The 1,297-nt window shown below is 64.0% G+C and carries 1 pseudogene; it reads left to right on the top strand.

The features are described from left to right. Window positions 1-98 precede the first annotated feature (98 nt). Window positions 99-1,255 (top strand): annotated as a pseudogene (locus tag LTL01_RS14555) (IS3 family transposase). Window positions 1,256-1,297: the final 42 nt, after the last annotated feature.

Genomic DNA, 1,297 nt, shown 5'->3' on the forward strand with positions numbered 1-1,297 from the left:
GGGCGTGAGGAACGAACTGGTGACAGTTTGACCTGCCCCACGGAAAGGGTTCCAGTTTCGGTGGCTAACTGGTGGCCTGATCCGAAAGGCTCATCCTCATGCCCCGTCCCTATCCGCAGGAGTTTCGTGCTCGCGCTATCGCGCTTGTGCGTGCCGGCAAGCAAGCCAAGCAGACCGCCGTCGAACTCGGTATCCATCCCGTCACGCTGTCGAACTGGATCCGCCAGGACGACATCGACGAGGGCCGTCGGCCCGGTGTCCCGTCCTCGGAGTCGGCGGAGCTGCGCGCCGCGAAGCGCCGCATCCGCGAGCTCGAGACCGAGCTGCTGATCGTCCGACAGGCTGCGAAGTTCCTCGACGAGGAGCGTCCCCGCCCAAAAGACTCTTCCCGGTGATCGACCGCCTCGCCGACGCCGGGATCCCGATCGATCGCTGCTGCCGCGTCCTCGGAGTTGCGAGGCAGCATTACTACCGCATCAAGCGGAAGCCCCTGACTCAGTCCGAGCTGCGCCGACAGTGGCTGACCGGGCTGATCCGGGAAGTGCACGTCACCTCGCGCGGGACCTACGGCTACCGTCGCGTCCACGCCGAGCTGACCATGGCGATGGGCGTCACAGTCAGCGACAAGACCGTGTTCAAGCTCATGCACGAGGCCGGGATCTACGGGCTTCCCGGGCCGGCACGCATCAAACGGCTCCGCGGAGTCGTGACCGCCGACGATCTCGTGAATCGGAAGTTCTCGCGCGCCCGGCCCAACGAGCTCTGGGTGACGGACATCACGCAGCACCGCACGCGCGAAGGCTGGGTCTACTGCGCCGCCGTCCTGGACGCCTACAGTCGCCGCATTATCGGCTGGTCGATCGACTCTAAACAGGACACCACGCTCGTCATCAACGCTCTCGACATGGCCATCCGGAACCGTCGCCCTGGACCGGGTGGGATCGTTCACGCGGACCACGGAACGCAATTCACCTCGTGGCTGTTCGGGGAGAAGATTCGCTCCGCAGGGCTCCTGCCCTCGTTCGGATCCGTCGGCGACGGCCTGGACAACGCGATGATGGAAAGCTTCTGGTCATCGATGCAGATCGAACTGCTGAACCGGAAGAAGTGGAAAACGAGAGTCGAGCTCGCGAACGCGATCTTCGAGTACATCGAGATCTTCCACAACCGTCAGCGCCGACACTCCGCCCTCGGCTACCGCACCCCGATCGAATACGAGACACTCGAAATCAACGACATCCCCGCCGCGAGTTAGCGACCCCGACTGGCACCAAATCCGTGGGGCAGGTCAAGTTGT

Source organism: Microbacterium aurantiacum (assembly GCF_021654035.1).
In the GTDB taxonomy this organism is placed as follows: domain Bacteria; phylum Actinomycetota; class Actinomycetes; order Actinomycetales; family Microbacteriaceae; genus Microbacterium; species Microbacterium aurantiacum.